We start from the raw sequence: 22,372 nt of genomic DNA, 5'->3' as shown, positions 1-22,372 counted from the left end.
CAAGATAATTAGTTTTCTACTTTTTGAGGAACATAAACATTGCTACCAGGTTTTGCTTTTATTTCATTCCAGGCAGCGATAGCATCAGCTTTTGATTTTCCTTTGTTGTATGGGTCTTCGAAAAAAGCACGAGTAAAACTATTGTATTCAAATTGTGTGCCGATAGTTGTTTTATAGGATGGGTCTTTTTTACGTTCGTTTTCTTCATACCAAAACGTTATCGCGTCTTCATATGTTTTTCCGACATTCTCTTTAAAAAACTTTTGAAGAGCTATTGTAAAGCGGAAGTTTGCTCCGATTTTTTCTTTGAAAAAGGCACGAATATCTTCGCTACAGCGGTGATTGTTAGTAATAATTGTTTGAAGAGAAAGGTCTTTATAAGAGAGGGAAGCTTTACACACCTTTTGACCAGAGCTGTTTTTTAATATTTTACCAGTATTTAAATAATGTGAGATACGCTCGGTTATTTCAATCTTAGAGCCACTAGCTGGCAAACCGTGCTCACGACAAAATGTTTGGAGTTCTGCTTTTAACCAATAATAGTTTTGGAAATCTTCAAGTGATATAGACTTTGTTAAAGGTGGACGCATGAATGTAACAACTACTTTCTTCCATAATTTTCTTTAATTATAAAACGTACGTTCTTTTAGTGGAAGAATTAATTTGTAAATATAATGGGAAGAGGAGATTACATATGGAAAATGTAATGCAAGTTCGTGTTACTGGAATTTTAATTGAAGATGAAAAAGTATTGCTAGTACAGCAAAAAGTGGCTAATCGGAATTGGTCTTTACCCGGAGGAAGGGTAGAGAATGGTGAAACGTTAGAAGAAGCGATGATTCGAGAAATGAGAGAAGAAACAGGGTTAGAAGTTAAAATTAAGAAGCTACTCTATGTTTGTGATAAACCGGATGCTAGCCCATCTTTATTGCATATTACGTTTTTGCTTGAAAGGATTGAAGGTGAAATTACGCTACCTTCTAATGAGTTTGATCATAATCCAATTCAAGATGTGCAAATGGTGCCGATTAAAGATTTAAGTCAGTATGGTTTTTCGCAAACTTTTATAGCTCTTATAAGTGACGGTTTTGCAAATGCAGGGAGTTATCAAGGGGTGAAACAAAATATAGGCCTGTAAATAGAGATGAAGGATAGCTATTAGCTATCCTTCGCAAAAATATTTTACACCGCTGACTGTAAAGAAGAAACAAGTTGATTTAAAAACTCGTCCCCAGTCATAACCGCTTTTCCGCCGCCGCGAGCACTCTTTTTATTTCCGCCACCTTTTCCTTCAATTGCAGGAAGGGCATCTTTTAAAAGTGTGTTCATATCGAGTGTGACTGTTTTTCCACAAGCGAGGATGCATTGTAGTTTGTCATCATTTTCAATGACGAAATATGTAATTGCATGTTCTTGTTGTTCTGTAATAATAGCAGAAAGTTTTGCGATTTCTTGCATAGAACGATTTGTAAATACTTTAGAAATAAGTATTCCACCGTGTATTTTTGCGGGCTGTTGCAGCAGTTCATTTGCCTCTGCAAATAATAATTTTTCATTCATTGTTTGCAGTGCTTTTTCGTTTTCTTTTTGGGATGTAAGAAGTTGGGATACTTTTGCTGGAATATCAGCTTCGCTACTGTTTAATTGTTTAGAAACATCTTTCATAATTTGTTGTTGTTGTCCCATTAATTTTAGTGTGCGCCAGCCAGCGATAAACGTTAAGCGTATACCACCTTTATTGCGCTCCCATCCTAGTACTTGAATAGGCCCTACTTCACCTGTATGTTTCGGATGTGTTCCGCCACAGCCGTTATAATCAAAGTTTTCGATTATAACAACGCGTATATTTTCTGTCATAGTCGGTTCTTTGCGAAGAGGTAATGTTTTCGCTTCTTCTAAGTTCATCCACTCTATACGGATCGGATGGTTTTCAAAAACAATTTTGTTGGCAATTTGCACTGCCTTTTCAATTGTTTCTGCATGCAAATTTTCCGTTTCTAAATCAATTGTTATCGTTTCTTTTCCGAGGTGGAACCCAATAGTTGGTATGTTAAAATGATCCCAAAAAGCAGCAGATAAAATGTGCTGAGCTGTATGTTGCTGCATATGATCAAAACGGCGCTCCCAATCTATTTTACCCTCTACTTCTTCTGTATGTAATTGTTCTACTATGAAATGTCGAATTTCTCCATCTACTTCTTCAACGTTACTTACCGGAATACCATTTAAAGTTCCAGTGTCGTGTGGTTGTCCGCCGCCTGTTGGATAAAATGCAGTTTCATTTAAGACAACATATAAGTTTCCTTCTGCATTATAATCTTGCTTTATAACTTTAGTAGTAAAGTCTTTCTTATAAGCGTCGATGTAATATAATTTTTGCTCCAATTTTCTTTCCCCTTTCGTGTTAGCTAGTTTCATTGTAAAGCAATTGAAATTAGTTTCCTAATATTTCAGAAGAAAGAAACTATTTTTAGAATTTTCTTGCTATAATAAGAAGAAAATGCGGGGGTGGAATAAATATGTCATATGAAAACGGCGTAGATAAACTGCTTAGTTTAAGCAGAAATATTTCTGAATTATATCGAGAACTAAATGAAATGACCCGGATTTTAACGGACTGTAACCGAGAAAGTGTGAAATTTGATCGGTTATATGTAAAGGAGTTACTTTGGAAGAAAGAAGATGTACTAGAAAAATATGACCAACTACTTGTACAACTTTGTATTAATGAATGCTTTGATTTAAAAAGTGTCATTACAGGAGAATATAAGTATACATACGAAGAAGTAGAAAGCATAGTTTTACAATTTAATGAAACGTATAATGTCGCGATTTTAATTAAAGATGTTTGTAAGGAATTACAGTTTACATATGGAATTGATATGGACATAACGAGAACAGCTCGGGTACAAACATCTCAAGTATAAAAAGGGAAAAGAAAGCAGATCCTTTGCTTTCTTTTTTTTGTAGGAAAAGGGAGAGTAGGTTAGAGATGAAGGGGAAGTTACAACAGATTCATCCGCTTGGAATGACAATTATAATAGGGACTTTATTTGCGAGGTTCGCCACTTCAATGAGTATTCCTTTTTTAGCAATTTATTTAACGACTGTTAAAGGGGTATCAGCTGGAATGACGGGTGCTATTATCGGAATGAGTGCACTTGTTGGAGTTTTTGCTAGTTTTATCGGAGGGAATTTATCGGATCGATTCGGCCGAAAGATGATTATAATATGGTCCATGATCGTTTGGGTGTTTGTATTTATAGGTTTTTCAGTTGCAGATCATGTTTTAAGTTTCTTTATATTAAATGCTTTGAATGGATTATGTAGGGCCTTTTTTGAACCGACTTCAAGAGCCTTATTATCAGATTTAACGAAACCAGAGTATCGTTTACTCGTATATAATTTGCGTTATGGTGCAATAAATGTTGGGGTGGCGATTGGTCCACTTGTCGGATTACAGATTGGAAGCGCAAAATCAACAATTCCTTTTTTAGTAGCAGCTGGAGTATACATTTTATATACAGCTATATTGGCGTTCCAATTTAAGAAGTATCCACTGGAACGAAAGAAAATAAATAAAGAAAAGCCTGTTACAATGTTAAATGCAATTCGTATTTTGCGAAAGGATGTAGTATTTTTAGTTGCTTTAGTCGGTATTATTTTGAGTAATTGTGGCTTTTCGCATTTAACGACGACAGTATCTCAATACTTTGCAAATGCACATATATTTCAGGATGGAGTAAAGTTGTTCTCATATATGCTAGCTTTAAATGCAATTACGGTAGTAGTTATTCAATACCCTGTTATTCAAATGTGTAAAAAGTATACGCCATTAGCGTCTATTATGGTTGGAACGTTATTTGTGAGCGGGGGATTGTTTGGATTTGGACTAGTAGAATCCATGTTAGGGGCAGCTATTTGTACAATTATTTTTACATTTGGAGAAGTTTTAATGTTCTCAATGACAGATGTATTTATTGATGAGATCGCTGATTCCAATCTGAAAGGAACATACTTCGGAGCGATGGGCTTTTCAGGAATTGGAGGAGTAATTGGTCCTTGGTTTGGGGGAGTACTTCTCGATTATTACGGGTATCAAAATGGATTTGTAGTATTTTTAGCGCTAGCTATATTTTCAACTGTAGCATTTCCTGTACTTTTAGTTACAAAAGGCTTATTGAAAAAAAGATATGATAGAAATTCTAATATAGAAATGCATGCGAAATAAAATAAGCCCCAGCAAGTTACTGGGGCTTATTTTTGTATTTATATTAACTCTCAATTTGAAAAAAGAACCTTCTTTTCATGCTTATCGGCAACTTCGTTTTTGGAAATATGAATGGCCAAAAATCCATTCTCTAAGCAGGCCAGCATCTTCTTATAAATAATATTAGCGGGTAAAGGAATGGTCCGCTGTAAAGAAGTATTTTTATGAAGTATGCATATGTTTAGGCCTGTCTCCATCTTTTTAATGAGTACATTTTGTTCGGTCACATTTGGTACATCTGTTTCCAAAATGTATTCTTGTTCTGTTTCACAAAGGTCAATATGAATTTGATTTGGAAAACTAAAATTACTACAAGAATCAGAACAAAATTGTTCCATCCATTCTTCGAAACCATCAACATGAAAAAGACAATCCTTCTTTTTCTTGCCCATGTAAGACACCCTCCGTAAAATCTCAATTCATACTATGTTATGCATGAATGAACCAGGGGTGAAGAATAAATGGAAAAATATAAACATTGTATGTGGCAAAGGTAGCTAGTGTGAATGTTTTGTTTTACATATCATGATGCGCATGATTTTTTTGACGAGAATGATTACGGTTTTTTACCTTATGAGATCCGCTTAATGGTTCAGGTTGTCCTTTTTTTTCTTTCGATTCACGATTGTTTTTGCCCATTGTATATAACACCTCCTCTTCCTATTTAGAATGAGAGAAGTTTGCGAATTTATACGAGAATGTTTTTAGAAAAAAGGGTAAAGATAAATGGGACTAACTATTACAGAAAGGGGATCATATAATGCCATATCATAAAGATAAACAACAAGCTTTTCAAGCTGCACAGCAAGGAGTTACACAAGCAGAAAATATATTCAATAACATTGTGAAAAATGATCCAAACTACGGTCATGATTTAAAAGAGTTACGCCAGGAGGTCCAGGAAGCGTATGAACAGATTCAAAATGCGCTAGAAGTAGCTTCGGAAACACAACGTCCACAACTTGAGCAATACGAAAATAATCTCCAAAATATTATGCGAAATGTAGATCAATTAGAAAAGTAAATGAGGTTGTTGTGAATTCAACAACCTCAAAACTTTTAGAGCTAATATGAAGAAACAAAAAATTATACTACTAATTTTTTCTTTAATTTGTGCAGTACATATATTTCAAGTGGATAAAGTGGAAGCTAAAATGTTGTTACGAAAAGAGTTAGAGCCAACTGGCTATGTAACGTGGGAAGTGCCAAATAATGAAAAGGTTATTGCAATCACATTTGATGATGGTCCAGATCCAACATACACGCCGCAAATTCTAGATTTATTACATCAATATAAGGCGGAAGCAACTTTTTTTATGATTGGATTTCGAGTGCAGCGTAATCCATATTTAGTAAAACAAGTGTTGAAAGAAGGACATGAAATTGGAAATCATACGATGAATCATTTGTATGCGAGTAATTCATCAGATGAAAAATTAGAAAATGATATTTTAAATGGAAAGAAATATTTTGAAAGATGGGCGAAAGAACCGTTATTGTTCCGTCCACCAGGTGGATATATTAACGATGCTGTATTTACTACGGCAAAAAAAGCTGGGTATCAAATTGTTCTATGGTCATGGCATCAAGACCCTCGTGATTGGGCGAATCCAGGTACTGAATCCATTGTAAATCATGTTGTGAAAAATGCTAAAAGTGGAGATATTGTACTGTTACACGATGGGGGAAGTGATCGTAGTCAAACAGTGGCGGCGTTAGCAAAAATTTTACCTGAGCTGAAAAAGCAGGGTTATCGATTTGTAACAGTTTCGGAGTTGTTACGTTATAAACATTAGAAAAAATCCCAAAAGGTATACCTTTTGGGATTTTTCGTTACTGATTCTTTTTTCTTTTCTTATTGTTTTGTCGTTCTGCTGGTGTTAAAGGTTCATTTGCGAACTCTTCGTTATAACCAGCTCCTTGTCCTTGTGCGGATGCAGCATTCATTCCTGAAATAGTATGATTGGCTTTTCTCTTACCCATTTTTTCACCTCTATAATGTTTTTTTATAGACGAACCATGAGTTGTTCATAGCATATATGAACGTAAAGTAAAACGCTGAAAGAGCGCTTTACTTTATGGTAATAGTATTCATAAAGAGCATGGACACTATTCAAATTTAGAAAGATAAAGAAAACTTATGGTAATCCATAAGTTTCTTATTATTTACTTATTTAGAAAGTTGTAATAAGATATTATCGTAAGGTATTGAAAAGTTTGTCTACATTTTATATTCAGACAACTTAGTCACGTTTAACAGGGGGGAAACATAATGGTCAAACATAATCCATTTCAATCACGTGCAACTTTTGAACTAGATGGAAAGACGTATCATTATTATGCATTGAAAGCGCTTGAAAACGCAGGGGTTGGCAACGTATCTCAATTACCATATTCCGTGAAAGTTTTACTTGAATCTGTACTTCGTCAAGTAGATGGACGCGTAATTACGGAAGAACATGTTACAAATTTAGCGAAATGGGGAACGAAAGATGTTCAAGATATCGATGTTCCATTTAAACCATCTCGTGTAATTTTACAAGACTTCACAGGTGTTCCAGCTGTTGTAGATTTGGCTTCGCTTCGTAAAGCAATGGCAGACATGGGTGGGGATCCTGACAAAATTAATCCTGAAATTACTGTAGACCTTGTAATTGACCACTCTGTACAGGTTGATAGAGCGGGTACGGCAGACTCGCTTGCATTCAACATGGATTTAGAGTTTAAACGTAATGAAGAACGTTATAAATTTTTAAGCTGGGCACAAAAATCATTTGATAACTATCGTGCAGTTCCGCCAGCAACAGGTATCGTACACCAAGTAAACCTTGAGTATTTAGCACCAGTTGTTCACGCTGTGAAAAATGCTGAAGGTGACTTAGTTGCATACCCGGATTCATTAGTTGGAACAGACTCGCATACAACAATGATTAACGGTATCGGTGTTCTTGGATGGGGCGTTGGTGGTATTGAAGCAGAGGCAGGAATGCTTGGACAGCCTTCATACTTCCCAGTACCTGAAGTAATCGGTGTGAAATTAACTGGTACACTTCCAAGTGGTACTACAGCAACAGACGTTGCATTAAAAGTAACGCAAGTGTTACGTCAAAAAGGTGTAGTTGGTAAATTCGTTGAGTTCTTCGGTAATGGACTACAGAGCATGCCATTAGCTGACCGTGCAACAATTTCAAATATGGCACCAGAATACGGCGCAACTTGTGGATTCTTCCCAATCGACGACATTTCATTAGAATACTTACGTTTAACAGGTAGAGATGAAGAGCAAATTCGCGTTGTTGAAGAATACTGTAAAGCGAACGGTTTATTCTATACAGCAGGCAGTAAAGATCCAATTTACACTGATCTTGTTGAAATTGATTTAAATACAATCGAATCTAACCTTTCTGGACCGAAACGCCCACAAGATTTAGTTCCACTTTCAGATATGAAAGATGCGTTCCACAAAGCTGTTGTAGCACCAGTTGGAACACAAGGACTTGGATTTAATGAGCAAGAGTTCGATAAAGAAGTGAAGGTTACATTAAAAGATAAAGAAGTAACGATGAAGACAGGTGCAATTGCAATCGCTGCAATTACAAGCTGTACAAATACATCAAACCCATACGTATTAATTGGGGCAGGTCTAGTTGCGAAGAAAGCAATTGAAAAAGGACTTGAAGTACCTGATTACGTAAAAACATCATTAGCACCAGGATCTAAAGTTGTTACAGAGTACTTAGATAAGTCTGGGTTAACAACATATTTAGATCAATTAGGTTTCCAAACAGTTGGTTACGGCTGTACGACTTGTATCGGTAATTCTGGTCCATTAGCAGATGAATTAGAAGAAGCGATCGCAGCAAACGATTTATTAGTAACATCTGTTTTATCTGGTAACCGTAACTTTGAAGGTCGTATTCACCCGCTTGTAAAAGCGAACTACTTAGCATCACCACCGCTTGTTGTGGCATATGCACTTGCAGGTACTGTTGATATTGACCTGAAAAATGATGAAATCGGTAAAGATGCAAATGGCAATGCTGTTTACTTCAACGATATTTGGCCATCAGCTAAAGAAATTGAAGACGTAGTTCAAAATGTTGTTACATCTGAACTGTTCAAGAAAGAATATGCGCAAGTATTTAACAGCAATGAGCGTTGGAATGAAATCCAAACTTCAAATGAAGCTTTATATACTTGGGATAATGACTCAACATACATTCAAAACCCACCATTCTTTGAAGGTTTATCTAAAGAGCCAGGTGAAGTTGAAACATTATCAGGTTTACGCATAGTTGGTAAATTTGGTGACTCTGTAACGACAGACCACATCTCACCAGCAGGTTCAATCGGTAAGCATACACCAGCAGGACGCTACTTATTAGAAAACGGCGTACAACCAGTTGACTTTAACTCTTACGGTTCTCGTCGTGGTAACCATGAAGTTATGATGCGTGGTACATTCGCAAACATTCGTATTAAAAACCAAATCGCACCAGGAACAGAAGGCGGATATACAACATATTGGCCAACTGGTGAAGTAACATCTATCTATGATGCTGCTATGAAATATAAAGAAGATGGCACAGGCCTTCTAGTTGTTGCTGGTAAAGACTACGGTATGGGAAGTTCTCGTGACTGGGCTGCAAAAGGTACAAACTTATTAGGTATTAAAGCAGTAATCGCAGAAAGCTTCGAGCGTATTCACCGCAGTAACTTAGTATTAATGGGTGTATTACCATTACAATTTAAAGATGGCGATAGCGCTGAAACATTAGGTCTTGTTGGTGACGAGTCATTTGAAATTCAAATTGACAAAACGGTTAGACCACGCGATCTTGTAAAAGTAGTTGCAATCGATGCAGAAGGCAAAGAAAAACAATTCGAAGTAGTGGCTCGTTTCGATAGTGAAGTTGAAATTGATTACTACCGTCACGGTGGTATCCTGCAAATGGTTCTTCGTGAGAAAATTGAAGAGTCAAAAGTGTCAAACTAAATAATTGAAATGAATGATAAGGAAGCTAACGTATGTTAGCTTCCTTATTTTATGGAAAGGGATGAAACCAATTGGTTTCATCCCTTTCTTTTTACTAAAAATGGAGGGAACGTCATGAAAGAGTATAAAAGAATATTGTTACCGTTACGACAAGAGAAAATATTAGTAGTAGCAGCCATATGTAGTGGAATAATTGCTGCCATTTTAAATTTATCTAGACCACTTTTAATGGGATTAATTGTTGATAATCTTATTCAGAGGGAGTTAAAAGATGCATATATGTACATTGCATTGTTTGTGGGGAGTAGATTTATGATGTGGACGAATGCACTTGTGTTTGGTTATATAAGTGCAAAAGCGAGTCAACGTATATTACAAAAGAAGCGTATAGACTTATTACGTCACTTTTTTTCATTACCCTTTGAAGAAAGCGAGAAGGTAAAACAAGGAGAGCTAGAAACATTAGTCGTTTCTGATATCCCGAACTGGATAAGGTTATATGGATCTATATTAATCGAATATATTCATGCACTTGCGCAATTTATTGGTGCGCTCATAGCACTACAACATATAGATATACAGTTCATATGGTGGGTAACTCCGTTTTTATTTTTCAGTGCAATTGTTCCGATGCTTATGGGAAAAAAGGTAAGGAATATTGCGGGGATTGCTCAAAAAAATCAATCAAGTGTTGTAGAGATGATGTCACAGTTTGTAAAAGGTATACAAGATTTGCGTAGTTTACAAAAAGAGAGCTGGGCAATTGGTTTATTTAAAGGAGTTACAGTAACAGCTTATAAAACAGAAGTAAAGAAGACGATGTTACAACATTGTATTGGGATAGTTGGAACGGTAATAGAAACAGGCGCATATGTAGTCGTTCTTATTATAGGTGCACAAAAAATAATGAAGGGGGAAATGGAAGTCGGTTCGCTTGTGGCGGTATTAGCTACAATTGAGATGTTATTTTTTCCTGTTCGTTATGCAAGTGATTTATTGATGATGACACAAGTTGCTATTGCTTCGGCAAATCGAGTTTTTTGCTTTTTAAATATAGGAGCTGACGACAGAAATGTAGAAAAAGCGATGGGAGTGAGATTAACAAATGTTTCATTTCAAGAGAACGGCGAAGAGAGATGTAGAATTAAAAATATTCATTTGCAAATTAATCCTGGTGAACTCGTCATTATTGTAGGAGAAAGTGGTGCAGGAAAAACAACGCTTTTAAAATTAATAACGGGTTTGTATAAACCATCTAACGGTAGCATTGTTTATTATGGTAATGGGTCTCGTATGACTACAGTGTGGCAAGAACCTCGTTTCTTTCGGACGACAGTAAAAGAGAATATGTATTTCGGGGAAGAGTATTTAAAAAACCAGTTAGCAAAAAATATTGAGCTTGTAAATGTGAAGCCGATTATTAGGGGTTTACCTGAAGGGATTCAAACTGTACTACATAAAAGCGGTGAAGAGTTTTCGGGAGGAGAGAGAAAACGTCTGGCGTTATTGCGAGCGATTGTATCAAATCCGAATCTCATTGTTTTAGATGAACCGACTGCGGGATTAGATCTGAGTAATCAAGGAGTGGTTTGGAATATGCTGAAAGGGTTAGGAGGGAATGTAACGAGAATTGTGACCACACATGATGTCGAGAGGGCGATGATAGCAGATCGAGTTGTGGTCATGAAGAATGGAATTGTTGTGGAATGCGGGGATCCTAGAGAATTATTAACGTGTAAGTCATTGTTTAAAGAGATGCTAATAAAAAGATAAGAGCTATATAGTGCTCTTATCTTTATTCACTCTTATTAAGTTGATACGTATAAGACTCAGTATCGTTAGTGCTAAACTCTTTGACTAGAGTAGGTTGATTTGTATCCGGATTATATTTGAAAATTTTGACCGTATGTTCGCTACTTAGTGATGGATTATATTCTTGAATAGCAAATGTATTTTCAGCGATCTGTGTCATATTACTGGTTGAAACATTTTCTACGGCATCATGATTTGTAGAAATTTCAACAACTCTTTCACCGTTGAAAAATAAAAGAACGATTACTAAAACAACTAAACATATTCGTATATAGCGAAGTTCTTTACTTATAGGATGTTCTCCCAAAATAATCATCCTTTCTATAACTATTGTATAGTAGTGGTGGTAGTCATCGTGAAGAAACTAAGAATACCGAGACCGGCTAAAAGGATAAATGAGATTAAAGCGATAAGGAGACAAATACGCCCAACTTGCTTTTTTTCAGGATTTTTACTGAAGAGCGAGATGATCCAAGTGATAATCCCGATTGGGGAAAATATAAAACTAAGAATATATAAAAGTATTTTTTCGAATAAATTCATAAAATCCCCCTTTTTGAAAGTTCTATCTGTGTAGTTTTCTTCGTATTAGTGCTGCTGTTATGTAGGAAAGTACAGAATAAACAGCACTATAAACAATCCAAGCGTCTAAGTTTTGTAAAGTTAGGTGTATATCAAATCCCGAGACGATGATGAAAAAAATAAGTGGAACAGTAAAAGAAATAATAATAGCAGCCCATTTGAATTTGTATAGCAAGCCGCTAAAACAAATACATAGTAATGGTAAAGTGAAGAAAATAAAAGTAAAAGGGTTGATAAGTAATTGTAAAATACATATCACCTCGCAGGTTTTGTATTTATTTCTAATTATATGATAAAAAGGTAAATATTTCATCTTAACTAAAAATATTCTAACTATTTAGAATATGAATATTTCCAAGCTTGTCCGTATAAGCTAAAATAAGGTATATAGTATTTTGGTGATTATGTTATAAGAAGATAAACACGTTAGGGTGATATAAAATGTGGCGGAAGCTTACGATTATTGTAGTGTTACTTTGTTTAGCGGGATATGCAGCTTATGATCAGTTTGGTAAAAAGGATCAAGTGGTACAAGAAAGGCCAGCAAAAAGTGAAGCTGCTATGAAAGAGATGATCGCAAGGAACGGTATTGAAATAGGAAAGAGTGCACCAGACTTTGAATTAACAAAGTTAGATGGAGCGAAGGTAAAGTTATCGGATTTAAAAGGGAAGAAAGTTATTTTAAACTTTTGGGCAACGTGGTGTGGACCTTGTCAGCAAGAAATGCCTGATATGGAGGCTTTCTATAAAGAACATAAAGATAATGTAGAAATTTTAGCAATAAATTATACGCCTTCAGAAAAAGGAGGGGGAGAAGAAAAAGTAAGAAATTTCGCTAAAGAAAAAGGGATTACTTTTCCTATTTTATTGGACAAGAACATTGATGTGACAACAGCGTATAAAGTAATTACGATTCCAACTTCGTATTTTATAGATACGAAAGGTGTTATTCAGGATAAGTTTATTGGACCGATGACGCAAAAAGAGATGGAGAAACGGGTTGCTAAATTAAAATAACGGTGAAAAGGTAGAGGTGGAAGTTGCCATTTCTGCCTTTTCTTTTTCACGTAGTGATAGCACCATGTTATGATAAAAGAAATATAAACGTTTAGAGATAAAGGGGTGTATAGAGTGGGGAATGTATCCTTACCGTTAGATTATGTTGTAATTGATTTTGAAACAACAGGGTTTAACCCTTATAATGATAAAATTATTCAAGTTGCAGCAGTGAAATATCATAATCATGAACTAGTAGATCAGTTTGTTTCGTATGTGAATCCAGAGCGTCCAATTCCGAACCGGATAACGAGTTTGACAGGTATTACAAATTATCGCGTTTCGGATGCACCGACGATTGAAGAAGTGTTACCTTTCTTTTTAGCATTTTTACATACAAATGTTATTGTCGCTCATAATGCGTCTTTTGATATGCGTTTTTTGAAAAGTAATGTAAATATGCTTGGGCTGCCTGAACCTAAAAATAAAGTAATTGATACTGTATTTTTAGCAAAGAAATATATGAAGCACGCGCCTAATCATAAACTTGAAACGTTAAAGCGAATGCTTGGAATTCGTCTAAGTTCTCATAATGCATTTGATGACTGTATTACGTGTGCTGCTGTTTATCAAAATTGTGCAGCTATTGAAGAAGAAGGGAAGCGAAAAGTAAATAAGGAAGTACTTGATGAAACCGTAGTATACGAAGCGGTAAGAGAAATACTTGTACGCAATAAACGAAATGTAGAATGGCTACGTTGTATGAACGTAGGTAGTTATCTAGATGTAAAAGCTTTTTATCCAGTTATGAGATTAAAGGTAAAAGGGCGAAAGAAATACGTATTAACAGAGATATTAGAAGATGATGTAAAGGGAATATGTACGAGCTTAATATGTGAACCGGCGTTAAAAAGTGAAGTTGGTACTACGCGAATTATGCTTAATAGCTTAGAGGATGTCTTGAAATTAGAAAGTTATATTTTAGAACAGTATGATTTTGTATTACAGGCGCTTCATGATTATAAAGAAAATGAAAAGAATGCAGATGAAAAATTGAAAGAGTATTTAAATGTTATGGTATAAAAAAACTCCGTGTGCAAAATATTGTGCACGGAGTTTTTTTAGGAGTATTAAAACATAAAATTTTCTTGCAAATCTGATTAAAGAGTTTTTCGTTTGCTCATACTATGTAGTAAGAAAGTGAAGGAGAGAGGGTGAACAGCATGAGAAGAAGTCGCCGCAAATCGTTTGAAGAACTTGTAAATGAAAATAAACAACAATTATTAAGCGATCGTGATGCAATCGATCGAATTGAAGAACGTATTGAAAAACGTTATGAAATGAGACTTTTTAAGCAGGCTGAATAATTCTTAACACTAGTACGATACTAGTGTTAAGGAGGCGATAGTAATGGGTAATCCGAAAAAGAATTCAAAAGACTTTGCACCAAATCAAATTGGAACACAATCGAAAAAAGCTGGTGGCAATAAAGGGAAGCAAATGCAAGACCAAACTGGCAAACAACCAATTGTAGATAACGGTTAGAAAAGAAGGATATTATCATTCTTCTTTTTTGTGAGAGAATTAAAGGTGTATTTTCAACAGCAATATGAAAAAAAGGGCTGACTTATGTCAGCCCTTTTTCGTGATTGTGAAGTTTTCAACGAGTAAACGCCAATTTTGTGGGAATGGTAGACCAATCTTCCAATAGCTAATGCCGCCTATGCCTTGTTCTTTCATTAAATTGAATTTACTTTGAATAGACCTCGAATCTTCAAACCAAACTTCGTGTTGTACGCCGTTTTCATCAAAGTAATTAAAATGTGGAGCTTGGGCTGTGAAATCATAGCGGATAGGAACATTGTATTTACGAGCAAGTGCAACAGCTGCGACAGAGCTAACTGCTTTTGCGGGTGGATTCCCTTGTTTGAACGGAAGTTTCCAATCAAATCCATATAAATTTTGCCCCATCATAATTTTTTGTGGAGGCATTTGAGATTTTGCATATTGAAGCACTTCTTTCACAGGACCAATAGGAGAAATCGCCATCGGTGGCCCACCTTGCCAACCCCAGTCGTATGTCATAATGACGACGAAATCAACAATTTGTCCTTGTGCTTTATAATCGTGAGCCTCAAAAAATTTCCCTTTTTGATTGGAACTTGTTTTCGGTACAAGCGTTGTACTTAATGTGTACCCGCTAGGTAAGCGTGTTTTCACATTTCGTAAAAAACGATTATACGCTTCGCGATCTTCAGGTGCCACACTCTCGAAATCGAAATGAATGTCTCGCATGCCATATTTTTCAGCTGTTTGCAAAATGTTAGTAATAAACTTGTTTTGAATTGTTGCATCGCGTAAAATAACCGAGGTTAGATCGGCACTGAAATTTCCATTTTCAATATTTGTAATAACGAGCATAGGGATAGTTTTACCTTGTGTTGCAATATTAGCGATTTTCGCTGTTTCCGTTGGTTCTTTTAAAGTGCCGTCTCTTTTTGCTTCAAAGCTGAAGTAGGCTAAATATGTTAAAAATGGATTAATAGCACGTGTGGCACTTACTAAACTTTCTTTTATCGGTATTGTTGAAGGCTGTAAATAAGCGATGGATTCTACTGCTCGTTTTGTACCTTTTGGTATATATAATTGTTGTCCGACGTGGAGAATAGATTTTAATGAAAGATTATTAACTTTAGCTAAGCTAGCGAGAGGAACGTTATACGTTTGAGAAATTCGATATAAGCTGTCACCAGGCTGTACATAATAATTATTCCCTTTTGTATTAACGATAAGTGCCTGACCAACAACGAGTGTTTCAGCTGGATTTAGTCCATTGTCTTTTACAATTTCTTCAGGTGTAGAACCATACTTTGATGCTAAACCATAAACACTATCACCGCTACGAACAGTTACAATTTGGATCATGTGCTTGCCCCTTTCGGTAAAAGATTCACTGTTTTTATTTTATTTTTGATTCCACTGTATTATGATTAAATGTATGCAAGGTAGCAGAAGTGAAAGAAGGCGAATAGAAATGTTTGTAGCAGAACATGAAGTTGAAATCCGCTATGCGGAAACAGACCAGATGGGTGTTGTTTACCATTCAAACTATTTAGTGTGGCTGGAACTTGGGCGCACTAAACTTATACAAGAATTAGGATTTTCATATGTTGAAATGGAGAAAGAGGGAATTATTTCTCCTGTATTAGACTTGCAAATTTCATATCGTAAAGCGATGCGTTACGGAGAAAAAGCAATTGTGAAAACGTGGATTGATACTGTGAGCCCGCTTCGTGTTGTATATGGTTATGAAATATATAACGGTGATGGTGAGCTTTGCATTACTGCAAGTACAACGAATATTTGTGCGAAAAAAGAAGGATTCCGCCCTGTATCATTTAAAAAATTATATCCTGAGTGGTATGCGAAATATGAGGAAATTAAAAAGAAATAAAAAAAAATAAAAAAGCGTGGCAGAAGCCACGCTTTTTTATTTTTCATAATTAAATTGGGGGAAATCATCACCGTCATTAAATGTAACAGATAAATTATGTCCATCGAAGAACCACTCATCATCGCCTTCAATAAAGAAGTTAATACCTTCTTCTTGAGTTTGAACAGCAGGGTGCGCAGGGTCATCTTTACGAATACCTAAAGAAAGTCCTTTTTGCACAGTACTGCAACCGCCGTATTGTACGAAAAGGCGTAGTGTTTCACCTGATTGTAAGTTTAATTCGTTTTTATACCATTGTGCTGCTTCTTTTGTTACGGAAAGATTCATGTATAGTTCCTCCAAATTATGTTGCTTTTTCTTTAGTATAAAAAATAACGCAAAAAGACGCTATTAATATGCTTCACGTTTTCTTTTTGCGTTATGTGGGTTACGATCTTATTTTTGCTTTTTTGAAAAGTTTGCTTTCGGTTCAGTTTTATTTATAATTCGTCCGATATTTGCACGGTGTTTATAAATAACCATACCTGCTAATAAACACATCGCAATAATGAAGATTTTATCCCCGCTAACAATTGATGCAATAACAGCAACGACAGCTGTTACCATAGAAGAAAGTGATACGTATCTTGTTGTAAATAAAAGGCTGAAAAAGACAACAGCTAATATTGCAAAAACAACTGGTGAATAGCATAATAGCACCCCAGCAGAAGTTGCAACTGCTTTCCCCCCGCGGAATTTCGCAAAGATTGGATATACATGTCCAAGAACAGCTGCTAATCCAAACCATAGTGGGTGAACATCTAATCCGAAAATAATCGGTAGACTTGTTGCTAATGTACCTTTTAAAATGTCAGCAATTGTAACGATGAAACCTGCTTTTTTCCCTAGTGTACGGAATGTATTTGTTCCGCCTAAATTACCGCTTCCATGCTCACGAATGTCAATTCCATAGCCAATTTTTCCAACGACTAATGCAAACGGAATCGAGCCAAGTAAGTAGGCAACGATAAATAAAAGATATGTAATAACCATGAGTTCAGTCTCCTTTATACAAATGTGTTGATAAAGGGTAAAAAGAGTTTTTCCCGTATATTGTACCATACATTTGTAAAGAGCACATTTCTTTTTTACAAATGAAAAAGTCATTAATTTTTTAAAAAAATTTCACAGGAATGTTACATTTTTCACAAATACACTAGAACTATATGTTGTATGATTTTAATCAAAAGACAACAACATGTTGGTGGAGGGTTATGAATGTTGAAACAAAATGTACGTGGAGAAGAATTAATGAAAGTATTTGAGACAATTATACACGGTAATGAACAAGATTTAATGCAGGAAAATGCAAATGTAGATGGCCGATCTCCAATGGGAGTGATGGGAACGTTCGCATCTGAAAGCGCAAAGTATTATGCTGTAGCAAATTTACTATCAGATCAAGTGAAAAAAGCGATAGATCAAAATATATTATATCCACATGATTTGGATTTTTATGCAACAGGAACGACGACTTGTTCGCAAATTCCTTTAGCACAAATGCTTGCTACCGGTTTTCATACTGGACATGGACATATGAGACAACCGCAAGACATTAAAAGTGCGTTGGCGCTTTCTTCAATTATTTTTCAAGCAAATCAAAACATGCAGCATGGTGGTCAATCGTTTGCACTCTTTGATATTGATTTAGCTCCATATGTGAGAAAAACAGTAGCGAGACATAAGAAACGATTACAGTCATATCCGCTTACGAAAGAACAAATAGAAGAATTTGCATGGAAAGAAACAGAAAATGATACGTATCAGGCGTGTGAAGCTTTCATTCATAATTCAAATAGTATGCACAGTAGGGGCGGGGGACAAGTACCGTTTATTTCGATAAATTATGGAACAGACACATCAAAAGAGGGACGGTTATTAGTTAGACAGCTTTTAAAAGCGACACAGGCTGGTCTTGGTAAAGGGGAAACACCGATTTTTCCTATTCAAATTTTCAAAATGAAAAAAGGTGTGAACTTTGAAGAGTGTGATCCGAACTATGATTTATTTGAATTAGCGTTAGAGACAACGGCTGAACGATTATTCCCTAACTTTTCATTTTTAGATGCGCCATTTAATGCAGTGCATTATGATGGAAGACCGGAAAGTGAAGTATGTTACATGGGATGCCGTACCCGTGTTATGTCTAACATACATGGAGAAGAAACAGCGATTGGAAGAGGGAATTTATCATTTACGTCTATAAACTTAGTGAAATTAGCGTTAATTAGTGGTTCAAAAGAAGCGTTCTTTGAAGCGTTAAATTATTATTTAGATTTAGGAATTACGCAATTATTAGAGAGATTTGAGTATCAATGTACGAAGCGAGCGAGAGATTTTCGATTTTTATATTCACAAGGTGTATGGCGCGGTGGAGAAAAGTTACAGCCTGAAGATTCTGTAGCATCCATTTTAAAACAAGGGACGTTAAGTCTTGGTTTTATCGGTCTTGCGGAATGTTTAGTAGCTTTAATAGGAAAGCATCATGGAGAAGATGCAGAATCATGGAAACTCGGGTATGAAATCATTTCCTTTATGAGAGATAGAATGGATAAAGCGACAGAAGAACATGAACTGAATTTCTCAGTAATTGCAACTCCTGCCGAAGGCTTATCAGGGAAGTTTGTGAAAAAAGATAGGGAGGAATTTGGTGTGATTAGCGGTATAACGAACCATAATTATTATACGAATTCATTCCATATCCCAGTTTACTATAACATTCAAGCGATAAATAAAATTCGTTTAGAAGGACCTTTCCATGCCCTATGTAACGGGGGACATATTACGTATATTGAACTAGACGGAGCAGCTATGCATAACAAAAAGGCATTAAAGCAAATTGTGCAAGCGATGGCAGAGAATGGCGTTGGATACGGTTCAATTAATCATCCAGTTGATCGTTGTAAGTGCTGTAGTTATCATGGAGTTATTGGGAATGAATGTCCAAGCTGTGGAAATGAAGATGAGGCTAATATAGAAAGAATTCGCCGTATAACGGGCTATCTTGTAGGAGATATGTCGAAATGGAATAGTGCGAAACGTAGTGAAGAGATGGATCGGGTGAAGCATAAATGAAAGTTATGAACATCATTCATGATAGTGTAGTAGATGGAGAAGGATTGCGGACAGTCGTGTTTTTTGCGGGCTGTCCGCATCGTTGTTTCGGATGCCATAATCCGGCATCTTGGAATGTTTGCAACGGAACTGAAATGACAGTAGAAGAAATTGTGAAAGAGATTGCAAGTAATCCATTAACTGATGTAACATTTTCAGGTGGAGATCCATTCTTCCAAGCTGCTGAAGTGAAAAAAGTAGCAAAAGCTGTGAAAGATTTGAAAAAAAGTCTATGGATGTATACAGGTTATACGTTAGAAGAGATACAGAGTTCTCAAAATAATGATATGATAGAGTTGTTACATTATGGGGATGTTTTAGTCGATGGAAGATTTGAAATCGAGAAAAAAGATTTAACACTTCCATTTCGCGGAAGCTCCAATCAACGTATTATTCGATTGAAAGAGTAAAAAGGCGGGATAGATTATATGAATAAAACAGTATTACTTGTTGAAGATGAAAGAAGATTACGTGAAATCGTTAGTGATTATTTTCGTAATGAAGGCTTTGAAGTAATCGAAGCAGAAGACGGAATAAAAGCGTTAGAATTATTTGCAGAGCATGAAATTGATTTAATTATGTTAGATATTATGTTACCAGAAATAGATGGATGGTCTGTTTGTAGACGAATTAGAAAAGAATCAGCAGTACCAATTATTATGCTAACAGCTCGTTCAGATGAGGATGATACATTACTAGGGTTCGAATTAGGTGCAGATGAGTATGTAACAAAACCTTTTAGTCCAAAAGTGTTAGTAGCTCGAGCAAAGACATTATTGAAACGTGCGGATGGTGCGGTAGGTGTAACTGAAGAAAATGCTATGTCTTTAGCTGGAATAGAAGTGAATCGACTATCTAGAACCGTTTTAGTCGATGGAGAAGAAATTATATTGACACATAAGGAATTTGAACTTCTTGTTTATTTAATGGAGAACAAAGGAATTGTGTTGTCACGTCAACATTTATTAGATCAGTTATGGGGATATGATTACTACGGTGATGACCGAACGGTGGACACTCATATTAAAAAACTACGAAATAAACTAGGAGATAAAGCGAAGCATATCGGTACTGTTATTCGAGTTGGTTATAAGTTTGAAGAATAACCTTTAAGTTACTATGCACTTTAGCTTCGGGATATAGCAAATTTATACTCTCCTTTGTAGGTGGAATGTACAAAAAATACTTTTCTTGTCTACAATGATAGATAGGAGTATTTTTTAAATTGGATTTCACGATGAGTTCACAAGAAGGACACAAAAAGTGACTATACTGAAAGTACGAGTTCACCAGAGAGGGGAAATAAAACATGGGATATTACGACGGACCGAATTTAAATGAAGAGCATAGTGAAACGAGAGAAATGAAAAAATCAGGTAGTAAAAAAGGATACTTTTTTACAGGTTTAGTTGGAGCTGTAGTCGGGGCTGTTACAATTAGTTTTGCAGCACCTTACATGCCATGGATGCAAAATAATGGCGCGGCAGTTTCATCATTCAATTCTAATCAACAAGTGGAAGGTACGCTAGCTCCTGTTGTTAATAAAGCGAAGGGCGAAACTGATTTGCCAGGTATGGTTGAAGGGGCAAAGGATGTTGTAGTTGGTGTAATTAATATGCAGAAGACTATTGATCCGTTTGCAATGCAACCGGCAGAACAAGAGCAAACAGCTGGCACAGGATCAGGTGTTATTTATAAAAAATCAGGAAATAAAGCATATATTGTAACAAATAACCACGTTGTAGATGGTGCAAATAAACTTGCTGTTAAATTGAGCGACGGAAAGCAAGTTGATGCAAAGTTAGTTGGTAAGGACCCTTGGTTAGACTTAGCAGTTGTAGAGATTGATGGATCTGCTGTTAATAAAGTTGCAACTTTAGGTGATTCTAGTAAACTTCGTGCTGGAGAAAAAGCAATTGCAATCGGTAACCCACTTGGATTTGACGGTAGTGTAACGGAAGGTATTATCAGTAGTAAAGAACGTGAAATTCCAGTAGATATTGATGGGGACAAACGTCCAGATTGGCAAGCACAAGTTATTCAAACAGATGCAGCGATTAACCCTGGTAATAGTGGCGGTGCATTATTTAACCAAAACGGTGAATTAATTGGAATTAACTCAAGTAAAATTGCGCAGCAAGAAGTTGAGGGGATTGGTTTTGCAATTCCAATTAATGTCGCAAAACCAGTTATTGAATCGCTTGAAAAAGACGGAGTAGTGAAACGACCAGCTCTTGGTGTAGGTGTAGTTTCATTAGAAGATGTGCAAGCTTATGCATTAAACCAATTAAAAGTACCAAAAGAAGTAACAAATGGCGTTGTATTAGGTAAAATTTATCCAGTATCACCAGCAGAAAAAGCTGGTTTAGAGCAATATGATATTGTAGTATCATTAGATGATCAAAAAGTAGAAAATTCACTTCAATTCCGTAAATATTTATATGAAAAGAAAAAAGTAGGCGAGAAAGTAGAAGTTACGTTCTATCGCAACGGTCAAAAAATGACGAAAACAGCTACACTAGCAGATAATTCAGCTACAAAGAATCAATAATCGGAATAAAAGAAAGTCTCTTTCATGTTGAAAGAGACTTTCTTTATCGGCTATACTAAAGGAATAGGAGGGATAAATTATGACAATTGAAAACCCAACTCGTACGGAAATTGGTGAAGTATTAAAGAAAAGCAAAACGATTGCGGTTGTTGGATTATCGGATAAAGCAGAACGTACATCGTATATGGTTTCAAAAGCAATGCAAGATGCAGGGTACCGTATTATACCGGTAAACCCAACAGTAGATGAGGTGCTTGGAGAAAAAGCAGTTTCTTCACTAAAGGATATTAAGGAACATGTTGACATTGTAAATGTATTCCGCCGCTCAGAATTTTTAATGGATGTTGCGAAAGAGTTTGTAGAGATTGATGCAGATGTTTTTTGGGCACAATTAGGAGTACAAGATGAAGATACATATAAACTTTTACAAGAAAAAGGCTATACTGTAATAATGGATCGTTGTATTAAAGTAGAGCATGCGATGACAAAGTAGTTTATGTTTTGGTAACGGAAATGTTAATTCCGCCCCTTATATATGATGGGGTAGATGAACGAGGT

At 35.9% G+C, this 22,372-nt stretch carries 27 protein-coding genes; 17 read left to right on the top strand and 10 right to left on the bottom strand.

The window, feature by feature from the left end:
- Positions 1 to 8: 8 nt before the first annotated feature.
- Positions 9 to 590, bottom strand: a complete 582-nt coding sequence (locus BAU23_RS26870; RefSeq protein ID WP_071735557.1) for a DUF6434 domain-containing protein — start codon at positions 588 to 590, stop codon at positions 9 to 11.
- 104 nt (positions 591 to 694) lie between these two features.
- On the opposite strand from BAU23_RS26870, the gene BAU23_RS26865 reads away from it, so the two are divergent.
- Positions 695 to 1,138, top strand: a complete 444-nt coding sequence (locus tag BAU23_RS26865) for an NUDIX hydrolase (RefSeq protein WP_000432579.1) — start codon at positions 695 to 697, stop codon at positions 1,136 to 1,138.
- 44 nt (positions 1,139 to 1,182) lie between these two features.
- On the opposite strand, the gene BAU23_RS26860 is transcribed toward BAU23_RS26865, so the two are convergent.
- The gene (locus BAU23_RS26860) at positions 1,183 to 2,385 is read right to left on the bottom strand and encodes an alanyl-tRNA editing protein (RefSeq protein WP_165615108.1); all 1,203 of its coding nucleotides are present in this window, start codon (positions 2,383 to 2,385) and stop codon (positions 1,183 to 1,185) included.
- Positions 2,386 to 2,519: 134 nt separating this feature from the next.
- Between BAU23_RS26860 and BAU23_RS26855 the strand changes: the two genes are divergently transcribed.
- Together BAU23_RS26855 and BAU23_RS26850 are read left to right on the top strand one after the other, a co-directional pair.
- Positions 2,520 to 2,927: a hypothetical protein gene (locus tag BAU23_RS26855; RefSeq protein ID WP_000119681.1), complete on the top strand. Its 408-nt coding sequence runs from the start codon at positions 2,520 to 2,522 to the stop codon at positions 2,925 to 2,927.
- A gap of 65 nt (positions 2,928 to 2,992) precedes the next feature.
- Positions 2,993 to 4,231, top strand: coding sequence for an MDR family MFS transporter (locus BAU23_RS26850; protein WP_000676839.1), 1,239 nt, complete (start codon positions 2,993 to 2,995; stop codon positions 4,229 to 4,231).
- Positions 4,232 to 4,281: 50 nt separating this feature from the next.
- On the opposite strand, the gene BAU23_RS26845 is transcribed toward BAU23_RS26850, so the two are convergent.
- Both BAU23_RS26845 and BAU23_RS26840 read right to left on the bottom strand, forming a co-directional pair.
- Positions 4,282 to 4,662, bottom strand: coding sequence for an Hsp20 family protein (locus BAU23_RS26845; protein WP_000516751.1), 381 nt, complete (start codon positions 4,660 to 4,662; stop codon positions 4,282 to 4,284).
- Positions 4,663 to 4,786: 124 nt separating this feature from the next.
- On the bottom strand, positions 4,787 to 4,909 hold the full coding sequence (locus BAU23_RS26840; protein ID WP_000517651.1) for a small acid-soluble spore protein P: 123 nt from the start codon (positions 4,907 to 4,909) through the stop codon (positions 4,787 to 4,789).
- Between the two features lie 121 nt (positions 4,910 to 5,030).
- Between BAU23_RS26840 and BAU23_RS26835 the strand changes: the two genes are divergently transcribed.
- Positions 5,031 to 5,294, top strand: a complete 264-nt coding sequence (locus BAU23_RS26835) for a hypothetical protein (RefSeq protein WP_001146298.1) — start codon at positions 5,031 to 5,033, stop codon at positions 5,292 to 5,294.
- 46 nt (positions 5,295 to 5,340) lie between these two features.
- Entirely contained in the window at positions 5,341 to 6,066 is a 726-nt protein-coding gene (gene pdaB / locus BAU23_RS26830; protein WP_000744280.1) for a polysaccharide deacetylase family sporulation protein PdaB, read from the top strand.
- A 37-nt stretch (positions 6,067 to 6,103) separates the two neighbouring features.
- Here pdaB and sspO read toward each other — a convergent pair whose 3' ends face one another.
- The gene (gene sspO / locus BAU23_RS26825; RefSeq protein WP_000518053.1) at positions 6,104 to 6,253 is read right to left on the bottom strand and encodes an acid-soluble spore protein SspO; all 150 of its coding nucleotides are present in this window, start codon (positions 6,251 to 6,253) and stop codon (positions 6,104 to 6,106) included.
- Between the two features lie 289 nt (positions 6,254 to 6,542).
- Between sspO and acnA the strand changes: the two genes are divergently transcribed.
- Positions 6,543 to 9,266, top strand: a complete 2,724-nt coding sequence (acnA, locus tag BAU23_RS26820; RefSeq protein ID WP_000238548.1) for an aconitate hydratase AcnA — start codon at positions 6,543 to 6,545, stop codon at positions 9,264 to 9,266.
- Between the two features lie 114 nt (positions 9,267 to 9,380).
- Complete coding sequence (locus BAU23_RS26815) at positions 9,381 to 11,039, top strand: ABC transporter ATP-binding protein (RefSeq protein WP_071735553.1); 1,659 nt, start codon at positions 9,381 to 9,383, stop codon at positions 11,037 to 11,039.
- A gap of 22 nt (positions 11,040 to 11,061) precedes the next feature.
- Here BAU23_RS26815 and BAU23_RS26810 read toward each other — a convergent pair whose 3' ends face one another.
- Together BAU23_RS26810 and BAU23_RS26805 are read right to left on the bottom strand one after the other, a co-directional pair.
- On the bottom strand, positions 11,062 to 11,394 hold the full coding sequence (locus tag BAU23_RS26810; protein WP_083583416.1) for a YmzC family protein: 333 nt from the start codon (positions 11,392 to 11,394) through the stop codon (positions 11,062 to 11,064).
- A gap of 11 nt (positions 11,395 to 11,405) precedes the next feature.
- Positions 11,406 to 11,621, bottom strand: a complete 216-nt coding sequence (locus BAU23_RS26805; protein WP_001047914.1) for a hypothetical protein — start codon at positions 11,619 to 11,621, stop codon at positions 11,406 to 11,408.
- A 480-nt stretch (positions 11,622 to 12,101) separates the two neighbouring features.
- On the opposite strand from BAU23_RS26805, the gene BAU23_RS26795 reads away from it, so the two are divergent.
- The 4 genes from BAU23_RS26795 to sspN all read left to right on the top strand — a co-directional run bounded on the left by BAU23_RS26795 (position 12,102) and on the right by sspN (position 14,201).
- A complete protein-coding gene (locus tag BAU23_RS26795) occupies positions 12,102 to 12,677 on the top strand; it encodes a TlpA family protein disulfide reductase (protein WP_071735550.1) in 576 nt (191 codons plus the stop codon).
- 114 nt (positions 12,678 to 12,791) lie between these two features.
- Positions 12,792 to 13,739 (top strand): 3'-5' exonuclease, encoded by a 948-nt coding sequence (locus tag BAU23_RS26790; RefSeq protein WP_000528747.1) that lies wholly within the window; start codon positions 12,792 to 12,794, stop codon positions 13,737 to 13,739.
- A 140-nt stretch (positions 13,740 to 13,879) separates the two neighbouring features.
- The gene (locus BAU23_RS26785) at positions 13,880 to 14,023 is read left to right on the top strand and encodes an FbpB family small basic protein (protein ID WP_001254700.1); all 144 of its coding nucleotides are present in this window, start codon (positions 13,880 to 13,882) and stop codon (positions 14,021 to 14,023) included.
- A gap of 43 nt (positions 14,024 to 14,066) precedes the next feature.
- The gene (sspN, locus tag BAU23_RS26780) at positions 14,067 to 14,201 is read left to right on the top strand and encodes an acid-soluble spore protein SspN (RefSeq protein WP_000527988.1); all 135 of its coding nucleotides are present in this window, start codon (positions 14,067 to 14,069) and stop codon (positions 14,199 to 14,201) included.
- An 87-nt stretch (positions 14,202 to 14,288) separates the two neighbouring features.
- Here sspN and BAU23_RS26775 read toward each other — a convergent pair whose 3' ends face one another.
- Positions 14,289 to 15,581: a glycoside hydrolase family 18 protein gene (locus BAU23_RS26775; protein WP_000614834.1), complete on the bottom strand. Its 1,293-nt coding sequence runs from the start codon at positions 15,579 to 15,581 to the stop codon at positions 14,289 to 14,291.
- 109 nt (positions 15,582 to 15,690) lie between these two features.
- On the opposite strand from BAU23_RS26775, the gene BAU23_RS26770 reads away from it, so the two are divergent.
- A complete protein-coding gene (locus BAU23_RS26770; protein ID WP_000495819.1) occupies positions 15,691 to 16,110 on the top strand; it encodes an acyl-CoA thioesterase in 420 nt (139 codons plus the stop codon).
- A gap of 36 nt (positions 16,111 to 16,146) precedes the next feature.
- On the opposite strand, the gene BAU23_RS26765 is transcribed toward BAU23_RS26770, so the two are convergent.
- The gene (locus tag BAU23_RS26765) at positions 16,147 to 16,437 is read right to left on the bottom strand and encodes a HesB/YadR/YfhF family protein (RefSeq protein ID WP_001054449.1); all 291 of its coding nucleotides are present in this window, start codon (positions 16,435 to 16,437) and stop codon (positions 16,147 to 16,149) included.
- 108 nt (positions 16,438 to 16,545) lie between these two features.
- Positions 16,546 to 17,142, bottom strand: a complete 597-nt coding sequence (gene plsY / locus BAU23_RS26760) for a glycerol-3-phosphate 1-O-acyltransferase PlsY (protein ID WP_000237189.1) — start codon at positions 17,140 to 17,142, stop codon at positions 16,546 to 16,548.
- 225 nt (positions 17,143 to 17,367) lie between these two features.
- On the opposite strand from plsY, the gene BAU23_RS26755 reads away from it, so the two are divergent.
- The 5 genes from BAU23_RS26755 to BAU23_RS26735 all read left to right on the top strand — a co-directional run bounded on the left by BAU23_RS26755 (position 17,368) and on the right by BAU23_RS26735 (position 22,307).
- On the top strand, positions 17,368 to 19,224 hold the full coding sequence (locus BAU23_RS26755) for an anaerobic ribonucleoside triphosphate reductase (protein WP_000917714.1): 1,857 nt from the start codon (positions 17,368 to 17,370) through the stop codon (positions 19,222 to 19,224).
- On the top strand, positions 19,221 to 19,673 hold the full coding sequence (gene nrdG, locus BAU23_RS26750; protein WP_000867055.1) for an anaerobic ribonucleoside-triphosphate reductase activating protein: 453 nt from the start codon (positions 19,221 to 19,223) through the stop codon (positions 19,671 to 19,673). Before BAU23_RS26755 ends, nrdG begins: the two co-directional genes overlap by 4 nt.
- 18 nt (positions 19,674 to 19,691) lie before the next feature.
- Complete coding sequence (locus BAU23_RS26745) at positions 19,692 to 20,369, top strand: response regulator transcription factor (protein WP_071735548.1); 678 nt, start codon at positions 19,692 to 19,694, stop codon at positions 20,367 to 20,369.
- Between the two features lie 203 nt (positions 20,370 to 20,572).
- On the top strand, positions 20,573 to 21,814 hold the full coding sequence (locus tag BAU23_RS26740; protein WP_000542627.1) for a S1C family serine protease: 1,242 nt from the start codon (positions 20,573 to 20,575) through the stop codon (positions 21,812 to 21,814).
- A 79-nt stretch (positions 21,815 to 21,893) separates the two neighbouring features.
- Positions 21,894 to 22,307 (top strand): CoA-binding protein, encoded by a 414-nt coding sequence (locus tag BAU23_RS26735; RefSeq protein ID WP_000151377.1) that lies wholly within the window; start codon positions 21,894 to 21,896, stop codon positions 22,305 to 22,307.
- The last annotated feature ends 65 nt before the right edge of the window (positions 22,308 to 22,372 follow it).

It is taken from the genome of Bacillus nitratireducens (assembly GCF_001884135.1).
Lineage (GTDB): Bacteria > Bacillota > Bacilli > Bacillales > Bacillaceae_G > Bacillus_A > Bacillus_A nitratireducens.
The sequence above is the reverse complement of the archived record's forward strand: the minus strand, read 5'-3'. Positions and strand labels throughout refer to the sequence as shown.